The sequence below is a fragment of the Planctomycetota bacterium genome (assembly GCA_035384565.1).
Lineage (GTDB): Bacteria > Planctomycetota > PUPC01 > DSUN01 > DSUN01 > DAOOIT01.
This window is the reverse complement of record DAOOIT010000021.1, coordinates 37,703-60,264: the sequence shown is the minus strand read 5'-3', so window position 1 is coordinate 60,264 and position 22,562 is coordinate 37,703. Positions and strand designations below refer to the sequence as shown.

Here is a 22,562-nt window from a genome sequence, read left to right as displayed (position 1 = left end):
TGCCGCAACCACGCTTGTCGAGGAAGAGATGCCCAGACGCCTTGTCTCTCTGATGGCCTGTGTGGCGATGCACTTCGCGTGGAGCGGGCCGGACCTCCCGCAGGTTCGGAGCCTGCGGGAGGTTCTGGTGCCGGACGCCGAGGGGAGCTATGCCTTGCCCGGCCGCGTGGCGGCGCACAAGGGCGTTCTGCGGGCCGAGGCCATCGGCCACGACGTCTGGCGCACGGAGGCGACGGCCGAGGGAGGCGACGCGCACTTCGTCATTGCGCTCAAGCAGCCGGTGCCGGTCGGCACCGTGCTGGCCTATGGCAAGTGGCGCGTGAGCTACCTGAAGCCCGACGCAGCGGCAGAGCCGCTGAAGGACGGGAACTGGGCCGAGGCGCCGTATCCTGGCTCCGAGTCGCACGAGTTGCGCGTCGTGCCCCTGCCGCCGGGCGTGGTGACGAAGGCGGTGCGGCTCAGCGGCCCGATGTCGCCCGACAGCAGCGGCAAGTTCCGCGCCGAGCTGGCCTTCGCCACGATGCTGGCGGGGCGATACGTGAACGTGGCGCCGCTGGCCGACCTCTTTGTGAGTTCGAGCGGGCCGCGCTCGCGCGGCTTCGCGCCCGACGCGCAGCTCAATGACCCCGCCGTGCTCCTCAACGGCGCGGTGGGCCACAGCAACTGGTCGAGCGGGGAGCGCCTGGAGCCGCTTTCGCCCGAGAGGCCCGAGTGGATCGTGCTCGACTGGGGCGCGCCGCGCCCGATGCGCGGCTGCGCGGCCTTCATCGGCGCCCACCAGCCCGGCTTCGCCGAAATCCTCGTCCAGCGCTGGGTCCAGCCTCCCGCAGACTCCAAACCTGCGGGAGGTTACCACGAGGGGTGGGAGACCATCGGCAAGCTGACGACCCGTAAGCCCTGGCGCCCGCCGCTCTTCTGGGAGGCCTATTGCGACTTCGGCCAGACGGTCGAAACGCGCGCCCTGCGCTTCCTGGCCATCGCAGGCACCACGAAGGAGCTCGCCGCCGGCGGCGAAGGGGCCGACCCCACCGTGGTCTCCATCGGCGAACTCGTCGTGTTCGAGGACCTCGCCGACCGCCCCGCCCCCACACGCCTCGCGAAGCCCAGCGCGGCGCCCGAGGGCATCGTGCCCATCACGTTCGACCTGCCGCAGGGCGGCTTGGCCACCATCCAGATACTCGATGACAAGGGCCGCGTCATCGAGAACCTCGTGTCCGGCGAAAGCTTCCCGAAGGGACGGCACACGGCCTGGTGGGACCTGCGGACGCTGGAGGACTACTGGCCGCCGTACGAGCGGCCGAACCACTTCTTCCACGAGCCGTCGCCCGACGCGGCGAAAGTCGCCCCGCCCGGCCGCTACCGCTGGCGGGGGCTGTGGCACCCGCCGCTGTCGCTCCACTACCTGTTCTCCTACTACCCGCTCAAGAAGCACGGGCTGGCCTGGATCACGGCCGACACGACCGGCGGCTGGCTGGCCGACCACGTGCCGCCGCAGGATGTGGTGGGCACCGTTGTGGGCGGGACATCCCCGTCCCGCGACACGCGGCGTGGGGACACGCCGCCCACCATGTGGGCCGGCACCTTCTGCGAAGCGGGCCACGCGCTGCTCGAGGCCGACCTGGACATGAAGAAACTCTGGGGCTCGGGCCGCATCTGGCTGGCCTGCCCGCGTGTGCTGGCCGCCGACGGCGACTTCATCTACTACGTCGAGCAGGGCGGCTGGGTGAAGGACAAGATCGTGATGATCCAGGTCCACCGCACGACCAAGGCCAGCCGCCGCCTGCTCGGCCGCGACCTGGCGAAGGACGAGAAGGCCGATATCCAGGGCCTCGCCGTCGCCGGCGACCGCGCCTGGCTCGCCGACCGCGCGAAGAACGTCGTCCTCGTGCTGGACCTCTCGAAGAACCTCGCCGCCCGGCCCGCCGGCTTCGCCTGGAACATCGCTTGGAAGCTCCTCGACCACGAGCAGATGACGGTCGTGAAGGAGATCGCCCTCGAGAAGCCCGGCCGCATCCGCCCCTACGACGCCGACCATCTGGCTGCCGTGAGCGGCTCGCGTGTGGTCCTCATCCATCGCCAGACGGGCGACGTGAGGCCCGTCGTGACCGGCCTCACGAATCCGCTCGGGCTGGCCGTGGACGAGGCAGGCTGCTTCTACGTGGGCGAGATGGACCCCGTGCACCAGGTGAAGGTCTTCTCCCGCGACGGCAAGCCGCTCCGCGCCATCGGCAAGCCGGGCAAGCACCGTGTGGGCGCCTTCGACCCCGACAACCTGGAAAGCCCCTCGGGCGTCGAGGTGGACGTCAAGGGCAACGTCTGGGTTTGTGAATTCAGTGAGGACCTCAAGCGCACGAGCGTGTGGGACCTGGCCGGCCGCTGCATCAACCAGGTGCTCGGCCCGCCGATGTACGGCGGCGGCGGCGAGATGGACCCCGCCGACGAGAACCACTTCTTCTACCACGGCAAAGAGTTCCGCCGCGACCCCCGGACGGGCGCCATTCGCCTCACGCATCTCTTCTGGCGGAGCGACGACGACCGCTACGACCGCTTCGGCAGCTACCCCTCCTATCCCTTTCGCCGCGAGCAGCGGTCGCTCTTCCGCCGCACGAGCACGCTCTTCCTCACAAGCTGGCAGGGCTGGGCCAACGGCAGCAACACCACGCTCTGGGTCTACGTTGACCCGGTGGGCGGGGCGTCCCTGCCCCGCGAGGCCCAAGGGGGCTTCGTCCGCCCCGTCGCCGCCCTCGGCACCGTGCCCGAGTGGCTGCGCAAGCGCTTCGACGTGCCTGCCGACCACGCGATCTTCGCCTGGACCGATGCCAACGCCGACGGCAAGGTGCAGCGCGACGAGGTGCAATTCGGCAAGCTCATGCTCGGCGAGAAGGTCGCCGACCGCGCAGGCGCCACGTGGCAGTTCCGCATGAACGAGGACTTCGAGGTCGCCCTCAGCGACGGCCACTACGGCGTCGCGGGCATCGCCTTCTTCCGCGTCGAGCGGCTCACGAGAGAGGGCTATCCCGTCTGGCGCCTGCCCACGGCCTTCCACACCTTCGAGGGCCGGCACGCCGCCGACGCCGTCTTCACCGACCGCGAGGGCAACGCCATCAGCCTCGACCACTACGTCACCAGCATGGCCCCCGACGGCCGGATCCGCTGGCGCTACAAGAACCTCTGGCCCGGCCTCCACGCGGGACACGACACGGGCGCCCTCGGCAGCGAGCCGGGCGTACTCATCGCGCCCACCCGCTTCTTCGGCTCCGCCTGGGTCAACCAGGAGGTCGGCGAGGTCATCTGCCTCAACAGCAACCTCGGCGCGACCTACCTCTTCACCGCCGACGGCCTCTACATTGACCGCGTGTTCCGCGACGTGCGGCGGGGCCTCTCGTGGCGGATGGACACGCCGCCCTCCGATGCCCTGATGAACCAGGTTTCGCTCGGCGACGAGCACTTCGGCGGCACCTTCCAGAAGGTTCGCTCGCTCGTGGTCCCGCCTTCAGGCGGTCTCTTCTCCCCGCGCCGCGAGGCCCACAAGTTCCTCTACGTCGTCGGCCAGCCCCATTGCTCGGTCGTCGAGCTTCGCGGCCTCGACGGGATCCGCCGCATCGCGGGCGGCGAGTTCACGGTCACGAAGGAGCATTTCCTCGCGGCCGAGCGCCTGCGCCAGCAACGCGCCCTCGCCGTTGCCCAGCCCAGACGCCAGACCGTTCGCCGCCTCCAGGGCGTCGCGGTGGATGGAAAGCCCGACGATTGGCCGAAGGAGCGCTTTGGCGACGGCTTCGCCCTCGGCTACGACGACGCCCACCTCTACGTCCTCTTCGAGGGCAAGGACGACCGCGCGGTCTTCCAGAACGCCGCGAAGGCCGACGACTTCCTCGAGGCCTTCAAGACCGGCGATGTGGTGGACGTGATGCTGGAGACGCGGGCCGGCCTCGACCCGAAGCGCTCCGACGCGGCCGAGGGCGATATCCGCCTGAGCTTCACGATGGTCGGCGGCAGGCCCGCCGCCATCCTCTACGACTACGTCGTCCCTGGCACACCGAAGGAGGCCCGGCTCCCCTTTTCCTCGCCCTGGCGCACCCTCTACATGGACCGCGTCGCCATCCTCGCGGAGGCGAAGGTCGCCGTCGAGCGGAAGGGCGACCGCTTCGTCCTCGAGGCCGCCGTGCCGCTCGCCGCCCTCCACCTCGACCCCGCGAAGACCCCGATCATCCGTGGTGATGTGGGCAGAGTCCTCTCCGACCAGACCGGCACCCGCGCCGTGGACCGCGTCTACTGGGCCAACCAGAACACCAAGATCATGTCCGACGTCCCCTCCGAGGCCCGCCTCCAGCCGAACTTGTGGGGGACGCTCGAATTCGAGAAGGAGAAGTGACATCGTGCGCTCAGCCAGCCTGGCTCTCTGCCTCGCCTCGTGCGTTCTCGCCCTGAGCTGTCCCGCCCTCGCCGAGCGGACGCTGAATCACGGGCTGCACGCGGTGCCGGCGCCCGCGAAGGTGGCGATTGACGGTGACCTGGGGGAATGGGACACGTCGGGGGCCATCGTGTGCTGCAAGGACGTCGAGCACCTCCTCGACACCGAGAGCGTGCGCGTGGCCGCCATGTGGGACGCCGAGGCGCTCTACCTGGCCTTCGTGTTTCGCGACACCACGCCGATGGTGAACAAGATCGACCCCGCCACGATGGTCGGCAACGGCTGGCGGTCCGATGCCGTGCAACTCCGTTGCAACATGGCCGGCTTCATCAGCCACATTGATGCCTGGTACTACGCGCCCGGCCGCAAGCCGGCGATGACGGTCCACTACGGCCCGGTGGGCGGCAAGGCGGAGGCGGCGAAGGTGGACCGCCCCGTCTACCCCGAGCAGCTCGGGGCCCAGCAGGCATTCCGCCTCGCGCCCGACGGCAGGGGCTACACGCAGGAGATCAAGCTCCCGTGGAAGGTCATCACCAGCGACGGCAAGGCGCCCGCCCGCACAGCCGACCTGCGCCTCGGCCTCGAGATGTTCTGGGGCGACGCCGACGCCCAGACCTGGCCCCGCAGCCGCGTGACCGACAACCTGGCCGACGGCGAGACGCAGACCGACTTCTTCTGGACGAACACGAAGGCCTGGGGCCGGCTGATTCTCGAAGAGAAAGGCAACCTCTCGCTCCCGCCCCCGCCCTGGATGGCCGCCCGCAAGGCTGAGCCGCCCGGCCTCGTGCCCGTCACCTTCGAGATGCCCCACGACGGCTTTGCCTCCATCGCCATCGAGGACGCAGCGGGCAACCGCGTGTGCAGCCTGCTCGGCGGCGTGCCGTTCGCCCAGGGCCACCACACGGTCTTCTGGTCGGGCCTCAGCGACCGCAACGAGCCGCTGCCCCTCGGCCAGTACCGCTGGGTGGGCCTCACGCGCGGCCCCATTGACGTCCGCTGGCGGATGAGCTTCTACCAGCCGAACCGCGTCTGTCCCTGGGCCAATAGCGACGGCACCGGCGCCTGGGGGCCGGACCACGGGAACCTCCAATGCGTGGCCACGGGCGAAGGGCGCGTCTTCCTGGGCGGCCTCGGGGCCGAGGCCGGCTTCCCCCTCTTCGCCGTGGACGAGCAGGGGCGCAAGGTCTGGACCGCCAAGAGCGGCGAGCCCGACCGCCTGGCGTTCTGCGAGGGCATCCTCTACGCCTACACGAGCCGCGGCGACAGCAACTGGCTGGGCATCACGCCCCGCGGCCTCATGAAGTTCGACGCCGAGACCGGCCAGTGGCTCGACCTCAAGGGCCCCGACGGCAAGCCCACGAAGCGCCTGGCGCTCCTGGGCGACAAGGAGACGGCCGCCGGCTTCGCCGTGCTGCCGAGCGGGGTCTTCCTCTCCGTCCAGGGCAAGTCGCTCATCCGCATGTTCGACCGTCACACGCTTCAGCCCGTGCGCGACCTGCGCCTGGACGGCGCGGGCGAGCTGGGCGCCGCCGGGCCCGGCCGATTGCTGGTTGCAACGAACACCGGCCTCGTCGAGCTCAACGCCACGACCGGCGACATCCACACCATCGTCCAGGGCGACTTCAGCACCGCGCAGGCCGTGGCCTATCACCCCGATGGCACGGCCTACGCGGCCTTCGGCGCGCCGCTGCATCAGGTGCGGTGCTACTGGCGCGACCTCCTGGGCCGACGCCGCACAACCGAGATCGGCCAGAGGGGCGGCCGCACGCAGAACGGCTGGTACGAGCCGGCCGAAGGCTTCCTCAATCCCAGCGGCCTGGCCCTCGACTCCGCCGGGCGGCTCTGGGTGGTCGAGAACTCCCAGCGGCCCAAGCGCGTGAGCGTGTGGAAGGGGCGCCGCTGGCAGCGCGACTTCCTCGGCGACACCGGCTACGGCGGCGGCGGCGTCATCAACCCCCTCGACCCCACGATGGCCTTCTACCGCGACATGCAGTTCCGGGTCAACCTCGAGACGGGCGACTGGCAGCTCCGCCAGGTCGGCCTCGTGCTGCCCGAGGGGGCCGCGAAGCTCGGCATCGCCGTGGGCGAAGGCGACCATGCCACGGGCGGCAACGTGGAGGCCGAGTACATGATGGCCTTCCAGGGCCGGGCCTACATCCACAAGTGCCGCGGCGCGCGCCAGATCTTCCGCGAGCGGCCCGACCGCCGCTGGGCCCTCTGCGTCCACCTCGACCCCGAGAAGCGCCTCGCCTGGCTCGACCGCGACGACGACGGCCGGGTGGACGACGACGAGGTGGTGCGCGGCGGCAGCGCCGACTGGGGCGGCACCGACTACTGGGGCCTGCGCCCCTCGCAGAACCTCGACCTGTTCTTCAGCCGCGGCGTCGCACGGCCCGGCCTGCGCCTGCGCTGCGTGGCCGTCACGCCCGGCGGCACGCCGCTCTACGACCTCACCCGCTTCGAGCCGATGGCCGGCGAATGCCAGAACGGGATCGGCCTGCGCGACGGCAGCTACAACAGCGGCTGCGCCGGCGAGCGCGGCGACTACTTCGACGAGATGCGCCGCATCTGGCCCGCCGATGCGCCGCCCCGCCGCACCTTCTGGTTCCGCGGCGAGCACACGGGCCGCTGGACCTATCGCCTGCCCGAGCCGGGCGTCGTGCTCTACCCCTTCCAGGCCCACGGCGTGGCCGACCTCTCCGCCGGCGGCGAGGTGGTCTGCTGGGTCTCCGACTTCGGCCAGCGCTATCTCTTCACCGACGACATGCTCTACGTCGCCCAGCTCTTCGCCGACGCGCGCGCCAGCTTCGAGAGCTGGCCCGACCGGCCCGAGCGCGGCTTCCTCGCCAACCAGATGGCCCCCGGCCAGGAGTCGTTCCACGGCACTTTCAGTCGCCTGGCCGACGGGCGCTACCTGCTCACCAGCGGCTTCACCGACTGCCGCGTGTTCGAGGTGACGGGCCTCGACTCGGTGCGCCGGATCGCGGGCGAGACCGAGATTCGCCCGCAGCACCTGCCCCGAATGGCCGAGATCCGCCAGCTCCGCCTCACCGGCGGGAAGAGCGCTGCCGCCGTGACGGTCCCGCGGGCAGCCAAGCCCATCGCGCTCGACGGCAAGCTCGACGACTGGCCCCGCGAGGGAGCTGTGGAGATCAAGGTGGACGCTGAACGCGGCGCCCGCGTGCTGGCCGCCTGCGACGAGGCCAACCTGTACGTCGCCTGGGAGGTCCGCGACCCCAGCCCGCTCCTCAACAAGGCCCCCCGCTGGGAACTCGCCTTCAAGGGGGGCGACGCGGTGGACCTCTTCTGGCGGCCGCCCGGCGAGAAGCTCGGCGACCCCAATCCCCGCGCAGGCGACCTGCGCCTCCTCCTCACCGAGCTCGAGGGCAGGCCGCGGGCCGTGCTCTACCGCCCCGTGTCGGCCGCGAAGCGCCCGTTCACCTTCGACGCCTTCGAGGGCGCCGGCCGCCCCAATGCCGTGACGATGGACGAAGTGCGGCTGGCCGACGAAGTGAAGGTTGCGGTGGCGAAGGGGAACGCGGGCTACACGGTCGAGGCCGCCATCCCCTGGGCGCTCCTTGGCGTTGCGGGCGGGGCGTCCGTGCCCCGCGGCGAGGGGCGGATTGACTTCGGCGTGCTCTTCAGCGACCCGAAGGGCACGGCCACGGCTCTGCGCGCCTGCTGGCACAACCGCGACACGAACATCACGAGCGACATCCCCACCGAAGCGCGGCTCCAGCCGGCCCTCTGGGGCGCCTGCCGTTTCGCGCCGTAGCTCGCGTGGGGAGGCGCGTCTCTCCGGGCGCCGGCCGGGGACCGACCGCTGGCGGTCAGCACACCCCGAGCGCGCTTACGCACGCGGGCCCCTCGGCCATCCGCTCGCGTTTCGCGGCGTGCATGTTTCTCTCGCTCTCCCGCATGAAGTACTCGATGCCCTGGGTGACATCGCCCTCCAGCAGCCCCCCCGCCACGCCGATGCTGACCGTGACCTGACGCCCGGAGACCGAGAGGGCCGCCGTTGCATCCTGGAGGCGCTTCACGACGGCTTGCAGCCCTGCGTCGTCCACCCCCACGAGGAGCGCGACGAACTCATCGCCGCCGATGCGGCAGGCCACGTCGGCGTCGCGCAGGGTGTCGCGCAGGGCGTCCGCGACGTCCCGGAGCACGTCGTCGCCGGCCGCATGGCCCAGCGTGTCGTTGATCGCCCTCAAACCGTCCACGTCCAGCATCAGCACGGCCACCCGCTCCCTCTGCCGCTGCGCCAGGCTCGCGAGAGGCAGCGCCGCCGTCCAGAAGCCGCGGTAGTTGTACAGCCCCATCAGGGTATCGGTCTGCGCCGCGTGAAGGAGTTCGCGGTTGCGCAGCCAGAGCTGGCGCGCCGCCTTGGCCACCAGCTCCAGATCGGGATCGTTCCTGGTGTAATCCCGCAGCGCGATCAGAAAGCGGTCGAGATGGTCGGCGCGGCGCTCCTTGGGGGCCTCCTCCTCGAACGCATCGAGCAGATTCAGCAGCGTGGCGTAGGCCGGGTGCAGCAGGTGGAGCTCGAGGCGCAGGCTCAGACGGGCGCGCTGGAGCGAATCTGCCGACGCCCGCGCTCCGGCGGCAACCCGGCTGACTTCGCTCGCCACCTCCTCGAGTTCGGCGATCGCCTGGTCCGGGTCGTCGAAGAGCACCGGCGCGAGGCCCTCGTCGGCCGTGCGGGCCAGACGCGACCAGTACCGGGCATGCGGTTCTTCCTCGCCCGCCAGGCGTTCCCAGCAGGAGCGCAGGCGCTCGTCCGGCTCCTCGGAGGCCAATCGCTTGTAGGTCTGGATGGCTGTGCGGTCAATGTCAACGCAGAGAGCCAGCAGCCTCGACATCCGCTCTGGCATGAGCTCACCCTCCTCGATGCGCGTGACAGGCGGGAACCACCGCTGCAACCCGGCGTCACGACGACGCTTACGCGATTATACGGATCGGAGCATGCAGAAGCAAGGGGCAAAGAGGCAATCTCAAGACCGGCTCTTCAGGGTTTGGCGATCTTGGTTCGACTGGCCTGCGCAGAGCGTGGGGAGGTCTGCTCCTGGCGGCCCTGGCGGTTTCTGGGGAGGGCCGTGCCGAGTGCCTGGGGGCGCAGCGCGCCCATGCTGTATCAACCCTGTGAGGGGGAAAGTGATACAGCATGGGCAGATGGGCGAGAATAGGCGATTCTCGCGGCTCCGGCCATACTCGCTCATCTGCGGGATGAGCAAGTATGGAGCGGGAATGGCCGGAGAGCGTAAGGCATTGCGGCACATGGGGTTCTGGGGTGGCCCCCGCCGGCGTCGCAGGCCGTGGGGGTTCCGAGATACTGCCCCGGCCGCGAATCAGTTTGCCGTGGCCGGAACCACGCGGCGTCGGCCAGGGTCTCCAACGCAGCCGCAAGCGTCCCGCTTGCGGTCGTTTTCGACAAGCGAGACGCCTGTCGCTGCCCGGAGGAATGCAGAGTGATTCGCGGCCGGAGCAGCGGTTTCAAAGCCTCCGCGGCCCACGCCCGCTTGCATCCCGCGGCGGCTTCGATTAGAGTGCCTGTTCCAGGAGCGCGACACTTTCTCTCAGGAGCACGTTATGTTCAAGTGCGCATTCCTCGGCTGCGGGCCGCGGGCGCGAGGCCACGCGCGAGCCTATAAGGCCGTGCAGCGGGGCAAGATCGCGGCCATCTGCGACCTCGGTGAGAAGCGGCTCAACGACTTCGGCGACGAGTTCGGCGTCGCCACCCGTTACCGCGACGCCCACGAGATGCTCGACCGCGAGAAGCCGGACCTCTTGCACATCGTCACGCTGCCCGGCCTGCGCGTGCCCACGATGACGATCGCCGTCGAGCACCGGGTGCCCGTGGCCATCGTGGAGAAGCCCATCGCCCTCCAGGGCGAGGACTGGCGGGCTCTCCGGGCCCTCGGCGAGCGCGGCCCCACGAGGTTCGCCGTCAACACCCAACTCCACTTCCACGCGCGCAACCTCGAGCTCAAGCGCGACGTGGCCGAAGGCCGCATCGGCGAGGTGCGGTTCATAGACGTCTCCGCCCGCTCGACGCCGCTCGACCAGGGCGTGCACGTGCTGGAGCTGGCCCACAGCTACAACGGCTTCGCCCCGTTCGCCAGCGTGTTCGGCCAGGTGGGCGGCGCCGAGGACCTGGCGTCGCGTCAGCCGGCCCCCTCGATGGCCGCTGCCAGCTTCCGCTTCGCCAACGCCGTGAGCGCGATGATGGTGTGCGGCCTGTGCGCCCCGCTGGCCACCGCCCAGGAGAGCCGCTACCACCACAAGCGCATCTCGGTCTATGGCACCCGCGGCTTCGTGCAGTGGACGATGTGGTCGTGGGAGCGTCAGACCCACGACGCGGGCTACGAGCGCGGCGAGCACCACTATGGGGTCGAGGACGACCTGGCCCAGGCCCGCCTCACCGGGGCCTGCTTCGACTGGCTGGAGGACCCCGCGAAACCGCACCCGTGTTGCCTCGAGCGCTCGCTCGAGCAGTTCAACGCCATCCTCGGCCTCTACACCAGCGCGCTGCGGAACAGGCCCATCGAGCTGCCCTGCGAGCCGCCCGATGGACTGCTCGAGGCCCTGAAGACCCGCCTGACCCAATAGGAGCCCGGAATCATGCAACGACCGTGCACGGCCATCCTCGGCATCGTTCTGTTCGCGCTCGCGGCGGAGGCCACTGAAACCGAGAACCTCGGCATCCAGGTGCTGCCCGCACCGGGCAAAGTCGTCGTGGACGGCAAGGCCGACGACTGGGACCTCTCGGGCGGCGTGTTCGCCTGCGGCGACGTGGAGAACCTGCGCGACAAGCTCGCCTGCTGGTTCCACCTGATGTACGACGCCGAAAACCTCTACCTCCTCGCCCGCTGGCTCGACGAGACGCCGATGAACAATCCCGGCAGCTCGAAGGGCGACTATGGCTTCGCGGGCGACTGCCTCCAGGTGCGCCTCGTCACCGCGCCCACCCAGCCCGACAAGGAACGCACCACCCACGTCACCGCCTGGATCGACCGCGACGGGATTGACGTGATTGACCTCGCCTACGGCAAGAAGTTCGATCAGGGCGGGATGAAGGACGCCCAGACGGCCGGCGCCGCCCAGGAGTTCCGCAAGAACGCTGACGGCAAGGGCTACGTCCAGGAGATCGCCCTCCCCTGGAGGCTCCTGTGCAAGGAGGGGGTCGGCGCGCCCAAGGCGGGCGATGAGATCGGCGTCACCCTCGAGCCCAATTTCTGCACCGAGGCCCGGTTCCGCATCACGATCAAGGACATCTTCAAGGCAGGCGTCGTGCCCGACCGCGTGTTCACCTTCATGAGCAGCCAGTGCTGGGGCACGGGCACGCTGGAGGCCAGGGGCAACGTGACGCCCCGCAAGCTCCGCCTCGCCGACGCCCGCGAGTTCCCCACCACGATGCAGCAGGGCGTGCCGGTCATTGACTGGACGGGGCTGATCAAGGTCAAGGAACTCCTCGGCTTCGAGGAGATCACATTCACCATGCCCGAAGACGGCTACATTTCGCTCAACATCCGCGACGCCGAGGGGAGAGCCGTCCGCCAGCTCCTCAACTGCGAGTTCCGCACCAGGGGCACGCACACCGTCAAGTGGGACGGCTTGACCACCCCCAACTGGCGGCAGCCGGGCCAGCCCGTGCCCGCCGGCACCTACACGTGGGATGCCCTGTGGCACAAGGGCATCGGCCTGCGCCTGGTCGGCTGGGCCTGCAACGGCGGCTCGGCGCCCTGGGACGGCCCGAGCGGCAAGACCAACTGGGGCGGCGACCACGGCGTGCCCTTCGCCTGCGACGCCGACAAAGACAAGGTCTATCTCGGCTGGTCCGGCGCCGAGGCCGGCAAGGCCCTCGTCGCCTGCGACCTCGGCGGCAACGTCCAATGGCGCCTCAGCCGCGGCGGAATGAGCGGCGCCGAACTCGTCACGGTGGACGGCGGGACGGTCTACGCGATGAACTGGGACGGCTTGCTCTTCCGCGCCGACGCCCAGACCGGCGGCTTCACCGACTGGGCCGGCAGCGGCTCCACCGACCTCGATGCCGCCAAGCTCGCGGGCATTGCGCTCGACAAGGGCGAGCGCGCGAGTTGCCTCCACGCCCGCGGCGGCAGGGTCTACGTCGGCTTCACCAAGCGCGACACCGTGCTCGTCCTCGACGGCAAGAGCGGCGCCCTCCTCAAGAAGCTCGCCGTGCCCGCGCCCGTGGACATCGAGGCGGCGGGGCCCGACAAGTCGGACGGGTCGGACAAGTCCGACAGATCCCGCGTCCTCTTCGTTGTTTCGGGCTGGAAGTCCGTGCTCGCCACCAACCCCGAGACCGGCGAGGCCAAGCCCTTCATCGAGAACCTCCAGGGTGCAAACGCCATCGCCCTCGACGCCAAGGGGAATGCCTACGTCGCCGTCGGCGACCCCGACAACCAGGTGCTCGTCTACAATTCCGAGGGCAAACTGCTGAAGGCCATCGGCCGCAAAGGCGGGCGGGCGCTCTTGGGCCCCTGGCAGCCCGACGGGATGCGGTTCGTCAAGGCGCTCACCGTGGATGCCAAAGGCCAGCTCTGGGCGATGGAGGCCGACGACAAGCCCAAGCGCGTGAGTGTGTGGAACACCGAGACGGGCGCCCTCGTCCGCGAGTTCTTCGGCCCCACCGCCTACGGCGCCCTCGGCGGCGCCATCAACCCCCTCGACCCCCTCGTCATGGTCGGCCACTCGTGCGAGTGGCGCCTCGACCCCAAGACCGGCCGCGACAAGTGCCTGGCCACCATCACCCGCGAGGGCATGAGCAACGCGCGCTTCGCCCTCGGCGCCAACGGGCGTCTCTACCTCGCCACGGCACCCAACTGGAGCTACAACCTCGGCCCGCTCCAAGTCTACGAACGCCTTGGCGACACCGACTGGAGGCTCCGCACCGTCGTCTTCTACGCCGACAAGGACGGCAAGGAGATTCCCACCACCGGCCACGGCCAGAACGTCAAGCCAGCCAGGACGATGCTCTGGGCCGACGAGAACGGCGACGGCGCGCGCCAGCCCGGCGAAATCACGGGCGTGGACGGCGAACTGCGCTTCAGCGGCTGGTATATGAACATGACCCCCGACCTCACGCTCTACTCCGGCGACAAGCAGTTCAAGGTCGCCGGCTTCACCCCCTGCGGCGCCCCGAAGTACGACCTCGCCAAGCCCACGAAGATGCCCCTCGCCGGCCTCGGCTCCGCCGACGGCACGCTCGTGCTCAAGGGCGGCGAGTATGGGGTGGACATGACCTGGTTCCAGTGCGGCCATATCGCCACGGGCCAGGAAATCTGGCGCTATCCCGACAACTTCAACGGCGTCCACGGCTCCCACCGTGCCGTGCCGCCCGAGGTCGGCATGATTCGCGGCTCCTACGGCCCCTGCGGCGCCGCCAGGCTCCCCGAGCCCATCGGCAACCTCTGGGTCATCCCCACCAACTGCGGCGAATGGCACATCCTCACCGGCGAGGGCTTCTACCTCACCCGCCTCTTCCAGGGCGACCCGATGAAGATGCGTTTCCCCGACGAGGCCAAGCCCGGCGCCATCCTCGACAACGTGCCGCCCGGCATGGGCGGCGAGGACTTCGGCGGCTCCATCGCCGCCACGCCCGACGGCCAGCTCTACCTTCAGGCCGGCAAGACCGGCTTCTGGAACATCCGCGTCGTCGGCCTCGACACCGTGAAGCGCCTCGAGCCCGGCCGCCGCGGCGGCCTGCCCGGCCTCCTCGGCCGCAAAGACCCCCGCCGCCTCACCATCACCGACGCCGAAGTCGCTCAAGCACGCACCCTCCGCGAGAAATACCTCCAGGAGGCCGTCGGCACCCGACGACTCACCATCAAGAAACTTACCCCCACCTTCACCGGCGACTTCAACAAGGACACCCAGGGCGCCGAGGTCGCCGCCTACAAGAAGCAGGATGACGCCGCCGTCCGCACCGCCGCGGCGTGGGACGACGCGAACCTCTATCTCGCCTGGGACGTCAAGGACGCCACCCCCTGGGTCAACGGCGCCGAGGCCCCCGAGTTCCTCTATTGCGGCGGCGACACCGTGGACTTCCAGCTCGGCACCGACCCCGCCGCCGACCCGAAGCGGACCGAAGCCGTCCTCGGCGATCTGCGCCTCTCCATCGGCCCCTTCAAGGGCACGCCCACCGCCGTCCTCTTCCGCCCGAAGTCCGCCGACAAGGCCCCCAAGAAGTTCTACTCCGGCGTCGTCCGCGACGGCTACACGGTCGAGAGCGTCACGGTCATCGGCGATGCCAAGATCACCGTCAAGCCCCACGGCGACAGGAAGGGCTACACCGTCCAGGCCGCCATTCCCCTGGCCGCACTGGGCATCAAGCCAAGGGATGGGTTGGTCCTTCGCGGCGACTTCGGCGTCACCCACGGCGACCCGGCGGGCAAAGACACCGTGCTGCGCACCCACTGGAGCAACCAGGCCACCGGCATCGTCAACGACGAGGTCTTCGAACTCAAGCTCGAGCCCCGCAACTGGGGCGAACTGATCTTCAAGCCGTAGGCCCCAACCTCCCGCAGGTTTGGAACCTGCGGGAGGTTATTCGTCCCTTCTTCAGGGAGCGCCCACATGCGAACCGCCCTGCAATGCATTGTCGTGTTCTTCGCCGCCTCTTCGGCCTTCGCCCAAACCTGGTTCGTCCGCCAGAGCGGCAACGATCAGGCCGACGGCAAGACGCCGAAGACCGCCTTCGCCACGGTGCTGCGCGCCGTGCAGGCGGTGAACCACGGCGATTCCATCGTGATTGGGCCGGGGACCTACCGCTGCGCCGCGCTCCTCGCCGAGCGCTTCGCCGCCGACGGCTCGACGATGGCGATCACCGGCGACGAGAGCGGCAAGCTCACGGGCGAGAAGCCCGGCCCCGTCGTCCTCGAGCCGGCCAACCCGATGGAGCCGGCGCTCCACCTCTATCGGTTGCATTGCTTTGTCGCCTCGGGCCTCACGTTCCGCGGGGCCGGGCAGGGGGTCAAGGCAGAGAGGTGTCTCGGAATCACTGTCGAGCGATGCACCTTCGACGGCCTCTCGCGCGGCCTGGCGACGGAAAGCACGGAAGACCTGAGCGTGGACGCCTGCGTCTTCCGCCGCTGCGGCATCGGGTTATTCGTCAAGGGCACGCGGGCGACGCGGGTGACACACGCCACGATCACCGGCTCGTCCACGGCCGGGGCGCTCCTGCTCGCGTGCGGATGGGGCTCTATCACCAACTCGATCCTTGCGGCCAACAACTCGAACCTGATTGCGGACGAAGTCTCCGCCGCCGCCTGGACCAGCCGCCACAACGTTCTCACCGGCACAACCGGCCCCTGGGGCGCTGTGCCGGCCATCGCCAACCCCTATGAGTGGGACGCCGCTTCGGGCCAAGACCGCCAGAGCGCGCACGTGCCCCCCAGCTTCGTTGACCCCGACGGGGGCGACCTGCGCATTGACCCCGCAGCCGCTTGGGGTGGAGGGCTCCCGGGCATGGCCGTGGGCGCCAAGATCGATCCCGAGCCGACGCAGGACCGCGACGGCAGGCCTCTCCGAGTCCGCGGCAAGGCCGTGTGCGTTGGGGCCTACGACTATCCCGACCCCCGACCCGCGGCAGGCTGGCGCAAGATTGCCACGCTGAAGGCCAGAGGGCCGGCGCAGGTCCGCCAGAGCGCCGGAGTCTACCGCACCGATGGCACCCTCGTGCGGACACTGCTTGCGGACGCCCCTCGCGTGGCCGATCTCTACTGGGATGGACTGGATGACCTCGGGCAGCCGGCGCCCGCGGGCGAGTACGAGGTGCGGAGCGTGAGCCACGACGTGCGGATCGTGGACGACGGGGCAATGGGCGACAACGGGGCGGCGATGGGGGCCTACCACTGCGACAATGCCGACCGCGTGGTGGCGCTGCCCGATGGCGGCTTCGTCATCACCACTATCTATGACGAGGCGGGCTACCCGCTCCGACGCTACGCATCGTCCGGCCAACCGATCCAGGCCACCAACTTCGCCGAGAAAGACTTCACCGGGGGGCTCGCCCTCGTGGGCGGCGTGTCGGGCATTGTGGGCGGCGTGTCTCCACGCCGCGATACGCGGGACGGGGACGTCCCGCCCACAAAGACGCGGGAGGAGGACATCCCGCCCACAACTCCTGTGGAAGGCTTCATCGGCGCGGTGGGCAAGGGCGAGGGGACGAAGCTGATCCGCCTCACGCCCTCCTGCGAGCGGGCGAAGATGGCCAACGGGGCCGACAGCTATCCCGTCTTCGCCCCAGGCGAGAAGGCGCCGGGCGGCGTCGCGGGCGTGGCCGTCATCGGCCAGACCGCCTTCGTGGGCATCCCCGACCTCAGTCTCATTCGCTCTATTGATCTCGCTTCCGGCCAGAAGAAGCGCGATTGGCCCCTGCCCGGCGCCGGCGACGTGGCGGCGGATGAGAAGGGCGCCCTGTGGGCCTTGGCAGGCCCTGTGGGCGGCGTGTCCACACGCCGCGATTCGCGGGACGGGGACGTCCCGCCCACAAAGGAGGTTGTCTCGCTCAGACCCGATGGCTCGGTTGGCCAGCGTTACGCGACGGGCCTCGAGACACCGCAGTATCTCGCCGCCGGCGCGGGGCGGCTCGCCGTCATTGACCGCAAGGCGGCCAAGGTCGCCTGGCTCGACGCCGCGAGCGGCAAGATCATCCGCACCCTGGGCCGCGAGCGGCCGAAGGGGGAGTGGACACCCGTCGCGTCCGACCTCTTCAGCGACCCGCGCGACGCGGCCATCACGCCCGACGGGCGGTTGCTGCTGTGCGAGCACGCACGCCTCCGCTGCCTGTGGCCCGAGAGCGGCGCCGTGGCCTTTGAGGCCCTGAGCAACTTCATGGACACCGCGGTCGTCCACCCGACCCAGCCCGAATACGTCTACTGCTGGCCGGGCATCTTCCGCGTTGACCCGAAGACAGGGGCCTGGGAGTGGCTGGTCGAGAGCCCCCGCGGCAGCGTGGAGGTGCCCGGTGAGAAGAAACCGGTGAGCCTCTCGCCCGGCTCGCCCCACGGGGCGGTCGTCCTCGGCGGCAGGCCGTTCATCTTCTACTTCAGCCGCCACGGCAAGGGCGACCTGTTGCTCCTTGACGTGAGCGACCCGCTGAAGCCCCGCACCGCCCTCGACTACGACAACCGCCACAAGGCCCTCGGCGGCTGGGCCTACACCACCATCGCCTTCACCAAGGGCGGCGACATCATTGCCGGCGGGCACTACAGCCTCGAGTTCAAGCGCATCCCCTTCCAGGGCCTCGATGGCCAGGGCAACCCGACCTTCGACTTCGACCACCCCGTCACCCTCGGCCCCAAGGAGGACCCCTCGCCCCGCAAGATGAAGTGCAATGCCGCCATCACCGCCGACCGCACGACGGGCGACATCTACTACCTGGCCGTGACCGACCTCTACAACAAGATGGTGCCCGGGTGGGGCGCGGACGGCACGGGCGTGGGCCGCTCCACGCCCGACGGCACGCCCCTCTGGTTCGCCCTCAGCTCGGGCGGCAACTACATGTCGGTCAGCGCCGTCAACGACGGGAAGAACGCCTGGATCATGGCCGCCAAGAGCTTCGGCGGACAGGTGGACCTCTTCAACGCCGACGGCCTGCGCCTCGCCACGGGCAACTGGAGCTGGCCGTGCAACTACAGCATCGGCTTCGTGGACCTCCGCTACGGCGTCCACGCCTACCTGCGCCCCGACGGCAAGCCTGGGGCCTATGTGGAAGACGACGCAATCGGGCGTTTCGCCCGGCTGCGCGTCGAGGGTGCCGACACAATCGAGCGTAGCGTTATACGTTTCACGTGGAACAATCCTGCCACCCAAGCCGGTCCGCCGCCCTTGCCTGACCGAACACAAGGCAAGCCCGTCGAGCGCCTCCTCACCATCCCAAGGGTGCCTGAGCTGAAAGCCAGCGGCGACTGGGCTCCCTGGGAGAACGCGGGCGTCATGCCGCAAATCGTTATGCTTCCTACACCTGGGTTCCGTAGGTCCGTGCCAGACGACCTCTGGCAGACCTTTCGCGCAGGCACAGCCATCGGCGCAATCGCCCACGACGGGGCCAGCCTCTATGCCATGTTCCTCGTCGCCGACGACACCATGCATTTCGATGACCCGAAGGGCAACGCCATGTGGCAGTTCGACTGCGTGGAACTGTGGCTGGAAGAAGAGCAGTTTACTTTGGGGATGACAAGCGACGGCTCTCCCGCGCTCTTCAAGCACCGCCACCACAACCGCGAGGGCAAGGAGTGGGCGGCCAACTACGCCCTGCCGCGCGACTGCATCTGGGCGGCGAAGCTCGACGACCTGTCGAGCCATCCCCTCGGGCGGCACTTGGGGGCCGTCACGGGCGCCTCGTTCAGGGGCCGGCCCGGCTATGCCGTCATGGCCCGCATCCCCTTCGCCGAGGTGAAGCTCGTCGGCGGCATCGCCGGGCGCGGCGGCAAGGACATCCTTCCGACCACGGGCGCCCCGGGCGAGGTCGTCCGCGTCGGCGTTTCCCTCTCGTGCATCAACGCCTGGGGCAACGAGCAGGACTACAAGGTGAACTGGCCCGCGAGCCTCATGTTCTCCGACCCCACCCGCTCGTGCCCGTTCGCGTTTGGGAAGTAAGGAGGCACCGTTGGACGCCAGGTTCATCTGGTTCGACGCCGAGGGCAGGGGGCGGAACCGCTGGGGGCTGTTTCGCACGACATTCGAGCTGGCGGCGAAGCCGGCCGGCGGCAGCCTGAACGTGTTCGCCGACACGCGCTATCGCCTCATCGTGAACGGCCAGGTGCTCGGCCACGGGCCGGCGCGGTTCTTCCCCTCCAAGCCCGAGTACGACACCGTTGACCTCGCGCCCGCGCTGCGACAGGGGCGGAACGCCATCGCCCTCGTCGTCAACAGCACGGGCGGGGTGACGTTCCACTCGGAGCCGAGCTTCGGCGGTCTCATCGCCTGGGGCGAGGCCCGCGACGAAGCGGGCGATGCCATCGCCATTGCGACCGACGAGTCGTGGCGGGCGATGGAGTCGCCCGGCCACAGGCCCGACACGCACTACATGTCGTTCGCCCTCAACCCCGCCGAGCATCTCGACGCGCGCAAGATGCCGCTTGGCTGGGAGCGGCCCGACTTCGACGACCGCGGCTGGCCACGTGCGGTTCTCCACGCGCATCCCGAGCACTGGGGGCAGTTGCGGCCCCGCTCGATTCCCCTGCTCGACGAGAGCAGGCAACCTCCCGTTCGCTGCCTCGGCGCCTGGGCCGCGCGCGAGTTCCCGAGCGAGGACGTCTATTCGCTCATGGTGGTGGCGACGGGCGGCAAGGGCCTGCACACCGACGCCCGCGTGGCCGTGATGGCGTTCCTCCACTCGCCGCGCGACCAGGAGACGACGTTCGGCGCCTGGTGGGGCAAGTACTGGGTCAACGGCGAGCAAGTCCTGCCGGCCTCCCGCCGCGACGAGCATCTCCGCCGCGACTTCCCGCTCCGCCTCCGCGCGGGCTGGAACACGTTCCTCATGGTCGAAACCGTGAAACACGACTGGTGGGACTTCTATCTCGCCCTGCCGCGCGAGGCGGGTCTGGAGCTGAGCGCCGAGAGGCAGATTGGCTCCCCGAACACGTTCCTCGTGGGCGGGCTGTGGGAGGATGCCCTCGCCGCCGAGGCCGACCGCGTGGCCTGGCCGCTCGCGTCGCCCGACGACCTGCCCCAGGCCCTGAGGCCGTGGAAGCCCTGGCCGCGCGAGAGGAAGGCCGATACGCCGTGCCGCGAACGCGCGTGGAGAACCTTCGAGCGTCTGGAAGCGCACGGGCAAACGAGACTGCCCGCGGCGCCTCCGAAAGGCGCAGCGTTGGCGTTGCTCTTCGACTTCGGCGGCGAGGTGCTCGGGCGGCCGGTGCTCGAGTTCACGGCCAAGGCGGGCACCGTGGTGGATGTGGCCTACACCGAACGCCTCAACCCCGACGGCACCGCCGCAGTGCATTGGCGCTACTTCGTGGACATGATGGAGCGCTATGTCGCCCGCGACGGGCGGCAGACGTGGCAGACCTTCCACCCCCGCGGCTGCCGCTACCTCGAAGTGCTCGTGAAGGGCGATCTGTCGGCCTTCGAGCTTCACAGCGTGTCGCTCACGCGGGCAGCCTACCCCGTGGAGCCGATTGGCTCGTTCGAGTGCTCGGACCCCCTGCTCAACCGCATCTGGGCGCTCGGGCCGCCGACCCTACGGGCCTGCATGGAGGACGCCTATCTCGACTGCCCCTGGCGCGAGCGCGGCCTCTACACGGGCGACTTCTTCGCCGAGTTCTACTCGAACCTCGCGGCGTTCGGCGACACGGCGCTCTTCCGCCGCTGCATCGGCCTCTTCTTCCAGTCGCAGGGCGAGAACGGCCTCATCCGCCCCTGCCCGCACGGGTTACCGCCGGGCCGCCACCCCGACTACTCGGCCATCCTCGTCCAGTGCCTCTGGCACTACTGGGCACGCACGGGCGACGCCGCGTTCCTCCGCGAGATGCTGCCCGGCCTCAAACGCCTGCTTGCGGGCCTTGACGCCCTCCAGGCCGAGGACACGGAACTGTGCGACGGCTCCTCGCTCCACCCCTACGTGGATGGCCCCCAGGCCAAGGGCAGCCGCGTGACGTGCGGCCTCAACTGCTTCATCCAGCGCGCCTTCGCCGACGGCGCCCACGTGCTCGACCTCGTCGGCGAGGCGGCCCTCGCCACGCGCTGGCGCGAGCGGGCCGACCGCCTGGCCGCCGCCATCCGCGCCAGCTTCTGGAGCGAGAGGCACCAGGCATTCGTCGAGCACTTGCCGGCTGCCGTGCCCGACGCTCCGCCGTCGGTCACCGCCAACGCCCTGGCGCTCCTCTACGACATCGCCGAGGGCGGCCAGGTGCAGCCGGCGCTCGACTGGCTCGTCCGCGCCCTGAAGCGCAACCTCACCCCCAGCGGCCCGAACGGCGAGACGGTCGCCACCATCGGCTCCTACTTCGCCTTCTACGGCCTCGGCGCCCTCTACCGCCACGGCTGCGCCACGGAGGCCGAGGACTTCATCCGCCGCTCCTGGGGCTGGCTCCTCGACCGGGGCGCGTGGACCTGCTGGGAGCACTGGCCGCAGACCGATAGCCTTTGCCACGCCTGGTCGAGCGCGGCGACCTGGTATCTCTCCTCGGCCGTCCTCGGCGTCCAGTTCCCCGAGCCCGGCAACCCCGACGTCGTCCGCATCCTCCCGCAGCCAGGCACGCTCGAGTGGGCGCGTGGCGCCTATCCGCATCCAAGAGGCCCCCTCCGCATCGAGTGGCGGCGCGAGGGGCGCAAGGTCCACGTCGAGTACGACTGCCCCGACGGCGTGAGGGTCACGCTTGGGGAAGGAGGCCACTGATGCAGAATCCTCGAATCCGTCTCCTCGCCCGCGCCGACGACGCGGGCTCGTGCCACACGGCCAACCAGGCGATCATGGAGTGCGTGGAGGCGGGGCTGGCGCTCAACGTGGGCGTGATGGCCTGCTGCCCGTTCGCCGATGAGGCCGCGGCCATGCTCGCCGGCCGCAAGGACGTGTGCGTGGGCCTCCACGCCACAATCAACGCCGAGTGGGACGCGGTGAAGTGGGGCCCCGTCCTCCCGCCCGAGCGGGTGCCGACGCTGGTGGACGCGAACGGCCATTTCCACCGCACGCCCAACATCACGCACGAGCGGGGCGGCAATGCCGACGAGGTGCTGGCCGAGATCGAGGCCCAGCTCGCGCGCGCCCGCTCCGCCGGCCTGAAGATCGCGTACCTCGACGAGCACATGGGCTTCAGTTGGCTGCCGGGCGTGCGCGAGCGGCTGGACGCGCTGATGGCGCGCGAGGGCCTGCGGCACGGGGGGCGCGGCTACGAGCCTCTGCCCCGGTCGCCCTGGAGGTACGAGGATCGGGCCGACGACTTGATCGCGCGGCTCGAGGCGGCCGGGCCTGGCACCTACCTGATCGTGGCACACCCCGGCCACGACACCGAGGAGATGCGGCGCCTGGGGCACGAGGGCCTCGCCCCGGGTCAGGTGGCCCGCGAGCGCGAGGGCGACACGCAGATGCTCACGTCGCACAAGGTGCTCGAGTACTGCGGGCACCACGGCGTCATGCCCGCGCGGTTCACGGACACCCGCCCCGCGGGCCCGTAGGTGGCCG

General features: G+C 69.9%; 8 protein-coding genes. 7 read left to right on the top strand and 1 reads right to left on the bottom strand.

Features of this window, described 5'->3' with window-relative positions; translation table 11 throughout:
- Positions 1-28: 28 nt before the first annotated feature.
- Positions 29-4,372, top strand: a complete 4,344-nt coding sequence (locus PLE19_09900; GenBank protein ID HPD15254.1) for a hypothetical protein — start codon at positions 29-31, stop codon at positions 4,370-4,372.
- A 4-nt stretch (positions 4,373-4,376) separates the two neighbouring features.
- Complete coding sequence (locus tag PLE19_09895; GenBank protein ID HPD15253.1) at positions 4,377-8,186, top strand: hypothetical protein; 3,810 nt, start codon at positions 4,377-4,379, stop codon at positions 8,184-8,186.
- A 55-nt stretch (positions 8,187-8,241) separates the two neighbouring features.
- Here the strand turns inward: PLE19_09895 and PLE19_09890 are convergent, their stop codons facing one another.
- Entirely contained in the window at positions 8,242-9,282 is a 1,041-nt protein-coding gene (locus PLE19_09890; protein ID HPD15252.1) for a diguanylate cyclase, read from the bottom strand.
- Positions 9,283-9,997: 715 nt separating this feature from the next.
- Here PLE19_09890 and PLE19_09885 point away from each other — a divergent pair.
- The 5 genes from PLE19_09885 (at position 9,998) to PLE19_09865 (ending at position 22,555) form a co-directional block, all read left to right on the top strand.
- A complete protein-coding gene (locus tag PLE19_09885) occupies positions 9,998-11,017 on the top strand; it encodes a Gfo/Idh/MocA family oxidoreductase (protein HPD15251.1) in 1,020 nt (339 codons plus the stop codon).
- Positions 11,018-11,029: 12 nt separating this feature from the next.
- Positions 11,030-14,941, top strand: a complete 3,912-nt coding sequence (locus tag PLE19_09880) for a hypothetical protein (protein ID HPD15250.1) — start codon at positions 11,030-11,032, stop codon at positions 14,939-14,941.
- Between the two features lie 66 nt (positions 14,942-15,007).
- Complete coding sequence (locus tag PLE19_09875) at positions 15,008-19,033, top strand: hypothetical protein (protein HPD15249.1); 4,026 nt, start codon at positions 15,008-15,010, stop codon at positions 19,031-19,033.
- Between the two features lie 10 nt (positions 19,034-19,043).
- A complete protein-coding gene (locus PLE19_09870; GenBank protein HPD15248.1) occupies positions 19,044-21,779 on the top strand; it encodes a family 78 glycoside hydrolase catalytic domain in 2,736 nt (911 codons plus the stop codon).
- Positions 21,779-22,555 carry a ChbG/HpnK family deacetylase gene (locus tag PLE19_09865; GenBank protein HPD15247.1) on the top strand — a complete coding sequence of 259 codons (777 nt, stop codon included), beginning with the start codon at positions 21,779-21,781 and terminating at the stop codon, positions 22,553-22,555. Before PLE19_09870 ends, PLE19_09865 begins: the two co-directional genes overlap by 1 nt.
- The last annotated feature ends 7 nt before the right edge of the window (positions 22,556-22,562 follow it).

Coding starts and splice junctions, on each gene's coding strand:
- PLE19_09880 (HPD15250.1), top strand. CDS start 11,030: ATGCAACGACCGTGCACGGCCATCCTCGGCATCGTTCTGTTCGCGCTC.
- PLE19_09875 (HPD15249.1), top strand. CDS start 15,008: ATGCGAACCGCCCTGCAATGCATTGTCGTGTTCTTCGCCGCCTCTTCG.
- PLE19_09885 (HPD15251.1), top strand. CDS start 9,998: ATGTTCAAGTGCGCATTCCTCGGCTGCGGGCCGCGGGCGCGAGGCCAC.
- PLE19_09900 (HPD15254.1), top strand. CDS start 29: ATGCCCAGACGCCTTGTCTCTCTGATGGCCTGTGTGGCGATGCACTTC.
- PLE19_09890 (HPD15252.1), bottom strand. CDS start 9,282: ATGCCAGAGCGGATGTCGAGGCTGCTGGCTCTCTGCGTTGACATTGAC.
- PLE19_09865 (HPD15247.1), top strand. CDS start 21,779: ATGCAGAATCCTCGAATCCGTCTCCTCGCCCGCGCCGACGACGCGGGC.